This window comes from Sodalis-like endosymbiont of Proechinophthirus fluctus, assembly GCF_001602625.1.
Classification (GTDB): Bacteria; Pseudomonadota; Gammaproteobacteria; order Enterobacterales; family Enterobacteriaceae.
Genome location: NZ_LECR01000028.1, coordinates 4,111 through 13,531 on the forward strand (window position 1 = coordinate 4,111; position 9,421 = coordinate 13,531).

Consider the following 9,421-nt stretch of genomic DNA (forward strand, 5'->3'; position numbering starts at 1 on the left):
TTTTCAAGCATAGTTGATATTTTCACGTCTGTTCAGGCAATCAGCTACCCCACGCGACACGGGACAAAGGGAACCGACAGGGAATTTTTCAGGAAGATTCTAGCATAAATTAGCGGTTGCCGGTGGCTCTGTCGAAGACAACCCTTCACACCCATCAGGCGTTCGGTAGGAAAGTAAAAAAATAAAGCCATGGCCAAAACACCTTAGCACCCTTTACCCTATAGGTTATTCTGGCTACTTTCCACATTACCTGACTGAAGGATGACACGATTTAACCACTTTATCCTAATATCGCTGTATCCGACAGATGCCAGTTTCGCATGCAAATAATCGGCGGCCTACCAGAATTGAATAACGAGTGCCAGTTAACTTGTAATGTAGCGGATAGGCATTTTACATCTTTTATTAATTCTAGCTGCTTAATTCTTTAACGCGATAGGTGCCGCAGCCGTTCGCCTGCAGCGGCCGGGCTTGGCATACCTACACCCACTATGGATAACCTTAATCAGGAGCTAATGCGATCACTCTATCCCACATTGCTCATATTGCGTTCCAATACCCAGAGTGTAGATTTACAAAATGGCACATCTGTTCTATCAAAAGATAGCTGGGTATTAAAAATGCATGCCGGTGTTTCCCAAGGCAAAGGACCACAGCTCTACGCACTCGACCGTGAACAACTATGCATAATATTAGTAGGCTATTTCTTCTATTAACTTCCGATTCATAATCAACAGCACCTGCCTGCGCAGCCTAGAAAATGGCGGCGATACACGAATTTCTGAGGCCTACTATGTAGGAAACATAATAATATCTTTTTCCCTATGGTGAAAAAGATACCAGACTGAGCAATATGATAGCCTTTATCATTGATCATTATATATTTACCCGTAGTGCGATACAGTCGTTACTAACTGATGGCGGAGTGAGAGGAAGTATCTTTACTCTTAATGATGTTCTGAAATTAGATATTCTTTGCCATAGAATTATTCCTGATATTGTCATAATTAGTCAGAGATATATGCATTCAAAAGATGACGACTACATTTTAAAAACATTAATTGAATAGTTGACACACAAATTTTTGTGATTTTCATTGGTAATGAAAAAATTTTCTATAACGCTATTATCCCCCTTAAAAGCAATATTATCTTGACCTATAAATTTCTTACGCTTGACAGCTTTACACATCTATTACGCTATTTCACTAGTCAAGAAAAGTCTCCTCTCGCCAACAGAGTGAAACTCTGTTCACTGCTGAGATTCAGTAAAATAGAAAAGGAAATTCTGGCTATGTGGATGGCTGTCGAGAATACGAAATCTATTTGTGCGCATTTGAATATCAAAGATAAAATGCTGTCATCACATAAGATCAACATCAAACGCAGATAATAAATTGATTATCTATCATATTTTGAAGATTGCCGGTAGAGTCACAGATAATCTGTATCCCCACCAATACAATGGTCAAGGCACCTTTATTTGTATTTTTTCCTTCATGATAATATAACTTGAGGAACCGTAACCGGGGATCTTTATGAAAGCCACTACTAAAAACCCACTTATTAGCCAGGTCGAACAATTGTTCGAGCAGAGCAATGTCGCTTGCCGCCGCAGAGGCTGGAAGTACTGCGCCTGATGTCTCAGCAAAAAGATGCATAAGTGCTTATGATTTTTTTAGATTTATTATGTCAGTCTGAACCTTAAAAAATTACCGACCGTTTACCGCGTCCTAGATTTTCTCTTTAGCAAGGTTTGTTCACCGCGTCCGAATATACCAATAGCTTTACTAATAGCTTTGTGCTGTATCATCGTCTTTTTGAACCGTCCCACTGTGTGGTTTAGTCAGTGACCAAACCACACAGTGCATTAAAGACATATTACATTTTATGGCAGCCGTCTCCGGTTTTACCCTCTCCCATAACGTAGTAGAAGTGCGCGATTTCTGTCCGCAGTGTGCTAAAGTACAGGCCTGTTAGCATCATGACGCGTGCGAACATGACCATAGCGTTGCAATTAAAAAACGATGAAAAGTCCCTCCCAGCTTACTGGGGATAATTTTATCGAAGACGGGATAGTGAACCATGTGATAGGGTAGGCTAAGAGCGCCGAAATTTAGCATAAGTAAATAGGGCACGTAGGATACGAGTAGCGTCATCGCCGTTGACTACTCCCCCTATGATAGACATCAATTGCGTTATTCTTCGACGCCACATAGTTAAAAGGCTACCTACCACTTTCCTATTTGACCCCTCATTATTAATTTTACCCTCCTATCATAAGAATAGGGTGAGAAGGATGAAATTGCAGCCAGAATAAGAGCTCTGCACTGATGTGATAACATTCGACATTACTTGACCTAAGGTATGGAATTAATCCATTATTGTTAATAGCAGTATTTATAGTAACGTTGTTTTAGTGGCAATATTGCACATAAGCACGGTATTATCGAATACGGACGACGTAACATTTAGTTTAATTTATATTTGCCTTATCACATTTTATCATATATTATTTATGCAGTGATCTTCTATTATTTGACGCGATGATATCCCCTCCTACTAACTCTCTCAATAGCATAATTTATTTCTCATCCATTGTCACAAAACATGATATAAAACTAATAATATATAAATAAAGTTATAATAGTATTAAACATCATTGATGGGATAATGTCAACCACCAAGGAGAAAAATATAATTTTTATATTAATTAGTGATATTCACTAAAATGGGAAATATGAAAATGATGTACTAGAAATATCATTAATAAATATGGCAAAAAATTGGGTTACAGCATTAATTATAGCTGGTGATGTCGGTGACATGAACTGTAAGTGAGAAAAATCGTTTTCAATCATAAGAAATTATTTTCCCAAAGAATTTCATAACGCTATGATACTTATGCTAGGAAATTATGATGTTAGAATGAGTAGAAGACATGATTACTCCTTAGACCAAGATTTAGTAAACTTATGTCATTGCTATTTAGATAAGTTTAGTATTCACTATCACGATAATACCATGTGCATTGACATTTGGTTTAATGAACATCATATTTTATATCTGAATACTAATCTCGGTCTCAAAATAGTATGTCTTTGAATGATCAGTTAATAACATGGTTAAAAGAAAAAATTAGCAGAAAATATCGAAATCAATATAATAATTATTATATATAAATAAATTAACTCATCCTATTAGCATGCAGGGCTTTTTGGTTTTTTTAGCGAACAGGATGAAATCCTTAAGAAATTAATTAATAATTACTAGCAAATCATTATTATGATGAACGGACAAATACATAATGGTTTCGGTGTGATCGAACTCGTTCAACGCCTTTTTGGCACACTTATCTAAATTCCCATTTTGAAAAAGTGAAAATGGCGTTAAATAATCTGGCACGATATGGTTAATAAAAAGAGCCAAAAATCATTTTTTTGAAACATGGGTTTTTTCAACAAAAAGAGATTAGATGAGTACAAACAGGCTATTAACTTTCTACAATTATCCATCTTGGCAAAGGAACTGACGGAAGTTGAGAAGAGTGAACCGCAGGACCTGCCGTCCAAAGCGCCGGCGTCAATGGATAATAAGTACCTTGACGATAATCATAAGGACAATCATATCATCAAATGGCAAATCGATTATGGTATTGATTAATATATAATGAGAAAACCTAGTTCGATATTGAAGCGTTACGATATGAACTTATTGATTATTCATATGAGAAAAAATCTCATCATTTCACAATAAAAAATTGAAAATATATTATCGAATAGTTATAAATTACTACGATAATATTCTTATAAAAATATACAATGGGGTGGGCCTATAAAATATTTATTCCTTCAGTGGCAGAAATCTATAAAAAGATAAAAATCGTCACCAACGATGGATACCAGATATGGGTATATTACAATAAAGAAGAAGTATTACTTATGATGGGTATATTTTGAGGATTACTACCCGAGAGAATTGACATGATATTTAATCAGTTTAAAGGATGAGAAAAGTAATGACTGGTAATAGACTTAAAGTTCCATATATTTCATCGAAATTATTTATAATTACAACCTAAAATTTGAGATAGTCTATAATAGACAAGAAAAACAGGAGAATTGACGGCCATCATAGCTCAGAAAAGTTGATAAGCGCAGAGAATCATTCATTGACCAGGGGATAATTAGAGAAGGATTTATGTTAGAAAAAAAACGACAGGAGAACACTTTACATTATCATACAAACAAAATCTAGTAAATAACCTCGATATGAACTTCAACTAGTAGCAATACATTTGTGAGATATATTATTTTCAAACAATGGAGGAGAAAAATTATCTTAGTTTTCAAGCAGCCCCATCACCCCACCTCATGGGAAAAGTAAGCACCTTAATGAAGTAGGTGATACATCCCTGTACCTTTGGGTATAGATAGGAAAAATTCAGTGGGAGACCGATTATGCCTACTACCCTTTATAACCTGAAACCACTTACCAAATATATTTATTATGTATTTCCTAATATTTCACTTCTATTTCGGCCGTATTTTTGTCGTATCCGTATCTTTCCTGTATTTTAGAGAATAATTTATCGCGTTTATCTTCCAGCACGGTCAAATCATCATCTGTAATTTTACCACATTGTTCTTTTATTTTACCATTGAATTTTTTCTAATTGCCGCTGGATTCGTCTTTATTCATGTCAGGTACTCATCCAGTCTTACGTTTTCAGGCTCATGGCAGTGGCAAACGAATAGTGTCGCATTTACAGGAACAGGGCGCAAGCAGATCTACCGTTTCCATTCAGCGAACACGGGCAGCATCCAGGCATAAACCGGTGCTGGGTGCAGATGATTGCCGAAACACCAGCACACAAGCGAATAACGATGAGGGTAAGTCGCATCGTGCCAAGATAGCGTGCGGCAGAAATGGAGTGGGAGAGCTGAGCCGTAAGGTGTCTCTATATCTCCGCCGAGAGTAGTTTCTCCAGTAGAGAGCAGCACCGGGAGCTTAAGGGCACAGGCAGCATGGCAACCGAGACGTCATTTGCTAGGAAAACGGACAGCTCTGTCTGCTGCGCTACGATCATAGCCAGTTTCCGTTGCGTATTACACCTACCGCAAGCCCCTCGATGGTTAGTTCCTGCTGGCGCAGATCCACCACAATGGGGGAAAATTCGCTGTTCTCAGGTAATAATTCGACGATGTTTCCCTGGCGTTTTAGCCGTTTGACGATGACATCATCGTCAATGCGAGCCACGATGACCTGACCATTACGGGCTTCCTGCGTTTTATGGACCGCCAGTAGATCACCGTCTATAATACCAATATATTTCATTGACATACCGCTAACACACAGCAGAAAATCCGCGTGAGGCTTGAACAAAGTGGGATCCACCTGATAATAGCTTTCAATATGCTGTCTCGCTAACAGAGACTCTCCAGCAGACACGTGACTAATCAACGGCAATCCGCTTTCCTTTTCAATCATTAGACGGATACCGCGCGAAGCGCCGGAGACAATTTCGATAGCGCCCTTACGCGCCAGTGCTTTCAAATGCTCTTCCGCCGCATTGGGCGAACGGAACCCCAGACATGACGCAATCTCGGCGCGCGTGGGTGGCATGCCGGTCTGCGTGATACGGTCGCGGATCAGGTCAAAAACCTCTTGTTGTCTAGTGGTTAGAGCTTTCATTCCTCCCTCTGTTTTTTTATACAGTCTTTCTGAGAGTATATACAGGTCATTACCAATTAAAAACCGAAAACGTGCGAAATAGAGTGCCATTCACCGATAACATAAGCCCTTTGCTGCGCAGTTACCGGCAACTCGGGCGTCCAGAGACACAGCGCGGGTATCGCTCAAACCATTGCCCCGTATCCCTTGATTAGCCGCTCCTACCCAGGCCTTATTACCCGCGAGCGCTATGGAACCCGAACCCGGTGAGCACTAATTTTGCACACGACGCTGCAGCGGTTGCCGCTGTGTCTCCAACACTGACGCCGCCACAGATCCGCAGCATGGTTTTTGGTATTCTTGCATCGTATTTTAACAAGAGGATTCACAAAAACATGTCAGGTTGGCGTAGAATTTATTATAATTTTCTGGAGTTACCGCTAAAGTTGCTGGTAAAAAGTAAAGTTATTCCGGCCGATCCGGGCGCTGAAGCTGGCCTCGATCCGCGGCAGCCCATGATGTATGTGCTTCCTTATAATTCTAAAGTGGACTTGCTCACGTTACGCATGCAATGTCTGAAACAGGGGTTGCCCGATCCGCTGACACCGCTGCATATCGATGGCATCACCCTACCGCGCTATGTTTTTATTCATGACGGACCGCGCGCACTGTCGTGGTACGCCGAAAAAACGCAGTCGGTTTTACTATTTCATAATTATCTTAATTTGCACCGCTCGAATCCTGCGCTGGATGTGCAGTTGGTAGCGGTATCGGTTATGTTCGGCCATTCGCCCGGCAGAGAGTTGCAATCCAGTCAGCCGGCACCGCAGTTGTTACGACTGCTGAACAGTATCGAGAAGTTCTTCGCGGTGCTATGGCTCGGACGCGATAGCTTCGTACGGTTCTCGCGGCCGTTATCGCTGCTCTATATAGCCACTGAGCACGGCACTGACAAGTCTATCGCTCAGAAACTCGCTCGGGTCGCGCGCATTCACTTTGCCCGGCAGCGTCTGGCGGCGGCGGGGCCTCGGCTGCTGGTACGTCAAGATCTATTCAATAAGCTACTGGCCTCAAAATCTATTGAAAAAGCGGTGGAGGATGAGGCGCGCAGTAAGAAAATTTCCATGGAAAAAGCCCAGCAAAATGCCATTGAACTCATGGAAGAGATCGCTGCTGATTTTTCATATGAAGCGATCCGCCTTTCAGACCGGGTGCTGAGCTGGACCTATAACCGGCTGTATCAAGGTCTGCACGTGCACAATGCCAAGCGGGTCCGTCAACTGGCGGAAAAAGGCCATGAAATCGTCTATGTGCCTTGCCACCGCAGCCATATGGATTATCTGCTGCTTTCCTATGTGCTTTACCATCAAGGGCTGGTGCCACCGCATGTCGCTGCCGGCATTAATCTCAATTTCTGGCCGGCGGGCCCGATATTCCGTCGCCTAGGGGCGTTTTTTATTCGTCGCACCTTCAAAGGTAATAAGCTCTACTCTACTATTTTTCGCGAATATCTCGTCGAGTTATTCGCCCACGGCTATTCAGTGGAGTATTTCATCGAAGGGAGCCGCTCTCGGACTGGGCGACTACTGGATCCGAAAACCGGTACGCTGACCATGACCATTCAGGCCATACTACGTGGTGGCAACAGACCCATTACCCTGGTGCCGATTTATGTCGGCTATGAGTACGTGATGGAGGTAGCGACCTACGCTAAGGAATTGCGCGGCGCGGCTAAAGAGAAAGAGGGACTCTGGCAAATGCTGCGTGGATTGTGCAAATTACGCAATCTCGGTCAGGGTTATGTTAATTTTGGCGATCCGCTGCCCCTGGCCACCTGGTTGTCGCAACAAGTGCCGCAGTGGCGTGATTCCATCGATCCTATCGAGGCTCAACGCCCAGGCTGGCTGGCGCCGGTGGTGGATGACATTGCGGCTACCATTATGGTGCGGATCAACAACGCCGCCGCGGCCAATGCCATTAATCTGTGCTCCACCGTGCTGCTGGCCTCGCACCAGCGATCCCTCACCCGTCCGCAGTTGCTGTCGCAGTTGGCCTGTTATCTGGAGCTGCTACGCAATGTTCCCTATGCACCGGACATCACGATACCCAATTCGACGCCGGAGGCGCTTTTATCCCACGCGCTGACGATGAATAAGTTTACCGTCGAGCAAGATAACATCGGCGATATCATCTGTTTGTCACGCGATCAGGCCGTATTGATGGCCTATTACCGCAATAATATTCAACATCTGTTTATCCTGCCGTCACTGGTAGCGAGTGTTATTTGCGGCCGTCCGGGAATCGCGTACCTGCAGCTACACCAGCGGATCATGCTATTATACCCGCTCCTAAAAGCGGAGCTGTTTATGTGCTACAACAAACAACAGTTGCTACCGGTCATCGACAGTCTCATTGCCGAACTGGCGCGTCAGGGGCTGATAGAAACGCGGGAAATGCTGCTGTATCCGGCGCAAACGCGTCTTCATGCCCTACAGCTGTTGGCCGCCAGCGTGAGCGAAACGCTGCAGCGCTACGCCATAACCTTTTTATTATTGCGCGCCAATCCACAGCTTGACCGCGGCACGCTGGAAAAAGAGAGCCGAATTATGGCGCAGCGGCTATCAGTACTGCACGGTATCAACGCGCCGGAGTTTTTCGATAAAGCGGTATTTTCGACTCTGGTGGCGACGCTGCGCGCCGAGGAATATATCGTCGATACTGGCGACGCCATCAATGAGAAAGTCAGCGAGATGTGCGATATCCTTAGTGAGTTGATCACGCCGAACGTCTTCGGCACTATCGAAGGCACTAGTTTACTGGTGAACGGGCCAGTTATCGCAGCGCTGCCAGCGAGATAAGCATAAAACCGCTATAGGACGCGATGGCGAAAGTGCCGCGGCGACGCTACGGAACAAGCGTCCGGAGCCGCTGCTCCACCACCCATCGAGCCGATAACCGCCTACGCTGCCCAATAAGATAGTGAAAACCCAGTTATTTCACGCTAGTATGCGTTTAAATGAATGAGTTTAATGCGGCAATAAACTCAGTAAAATGCCGATAAAAATTATCATCCCAACGAGGTTATTATTCAGAAACGACCGAAAACAGGCCTGTCGTTCTCGGTTGGCAATAAGCTTTTGCTGCCAGAGAAACAATGCCGCAGCGCCTGCCAGAGCCATATAGTAAATACGACTGAGCCCGACAAGCCAGCCGATAACACCCAGCAACACCAGTGTCGCCAGTTGCAGCAACCCGATGATCAGTTTATCAAAACGACCAAAAAGGATGGCGGTGGATTTAACACCAATACGCAGATCGTCATTACGATCCACCATTGCATATTGGGTGTCATAAGCAACTGTCCAGGTGATATTTGCCAGAAATAGCAGCCAACAACTTAAAGGTAAGTACTCACTGATAGCGGTAAACGCCATCGGAATGGACCAGCTAAACGCCGCGCCCAGCACCAGCTGCGGAAAATGCGTGTATCGCTTCATGAACGGATAAACCCACGCCATTGCCAGAGCTACCGTTGACAGCGCGATGGTCATACTACTCAACGTTAACACCAGTACGAACGAAATCCCCACCAAAGTGCCAAATAGCAGCTTGGCCTCTTTTTCGCCGATTGCACCGCTGGGCAAGGGGCGGGCGCGAGTACGTTTTACATGGCCGTCTATTTTACGGTCCGCATAATCGTTAATCACGCAACCAGCGGCGCGCATAAAGAAGACACCTAGAATAAACAC

General features: G+C 43.8%; 6 protein-coding genes and 2 pseudogenes. 5 read left to right on the plus strand and 3 right to left on the minus strand.

Annotated elements, in window-relative coordinates:
• Window positions 1–853: 853 nt before the first annotated feature.
• From BG74_RS21160 to BG74_RS03410, 4 genes and pseudogenes are all read left to right on the plus strand, one after another.
• Window positions 854–1,069: a hypothetical protein gene (locus tag BG74_RS21160; RefSeq protein ID WP_066596617.1), complete on the plus strand. Its 216-nt coding sequence runs from the start codon at window positions 854–856 to the stop codon at window positions 1,067–1,069.
• Between the two features lie 17 nt (window positions 1,070–1,086).
• Window positions 1,087–1,392 carry a hypothetical protein gene (locus BG74_RS21165; RefSeq protein WP_066596618.1) on the plus strand — a complete coding sequence of 102 codons (306 nt, stop codon included), beginning with the start codon at window positions 1,087–1,089 and terminating at the stop codon, window positions 1,390–1,392.
• Window positions 1,393–1,537: 145 nt separating this feature from the next.
• Window positions 1,538–1,979, plus strand: a pseudogene (locus BG74_RS20420) (transcriptional repressor).
• Window positions 1,980–3,515: 1,536 nt separating this feature from the next.
• On the plus strand, window positions 3,516–3,662 hold the full coding sequence (locus BG74_RS03410) for a hypothetical protein (RefSeq protein WP_187202563.1): 147 nt from the start codon (window positions 3,516–3,518) through the stop codon (window positions 3,660–3,662).
• Window positions 3,663–4,517: 855 nt separating this feature from the next.
• Here the strand turns inward: BG74_RS03410 and BG74_RS10410 are convergent.
• Window positions 4,518–4,658, minus strand: a pseudogene (locus BG74_RS10410) (CsbD family protein); the annotation flags it as partial.
• Between the two features lie 426 nt (window positions 4,659–5,084).
• On the minus strand, window positions 5,085–5,693 hold the full coding sequence (gene lexA / locus BG74_RS03415) for a transcriptional repressor LexA (protein ID WP_066596623.1): 609 nt from the start codon (window positions 5,691–5,693) through the stop codon (window positions 5,085–5,087).
• A 374-nt stretch (window positions 5,694–6,067) separates the two neighbouring features.
• Between lexA and plsB the strand changes: the two genes are divergently transcribed.
• Window positions 6,068–8,530 carry a glycerol-3-phosphate 1-O-acyltransferase PlsB gene (gene plsB / locus BG74_RS03420; RefSeq protein ID WP_066596624.1) on the plus strand — a complete coding sequence of 821 codons (2,463 nt, stop codon included), beginning with the start codon at window positions 6,068–6,070 and terminating at the stop codon, window positions 8,528–8,530.
• 168 nt (window positions 8,531–8,698) lie between these two features.
• On the opposite strand, the gene ubiA is transcribed toward plsB, so the two are convergent.
• A partial coding sequence (gene ubiA, locus BG74_RS03425; RefSeq protein WP_244267228.1) for a 4-hydroxybenzoate octaprenyltransferase occupies window positions 8,699–9,421 on the minus strand: 723 nt, incomplete at its 5' end.

Excerpts from the sequence above, each read along its gene's own strand:
- BG74_RS21160 (WP_066596617.1), top strand. The coding sequence starts at position 854 with ATGATAGCCTTTATCATTGATCATTATATATTTACCCGTAGTGCGATA.
- lexA (WP_066596623.1), bottom strand. The coding sequence starts at position 5,693 with ATGAAAGCTCTAACCACTAGACAACAAGAGGTTTTTGACCTGATCCGC.
- plsB (WP_066596624.1), top strand. The coding sequence starts at position 6,068 with ATGTCAGGTTGGCGTAGAATTTATTATAATTTTCTGGAGTTACCGCTA.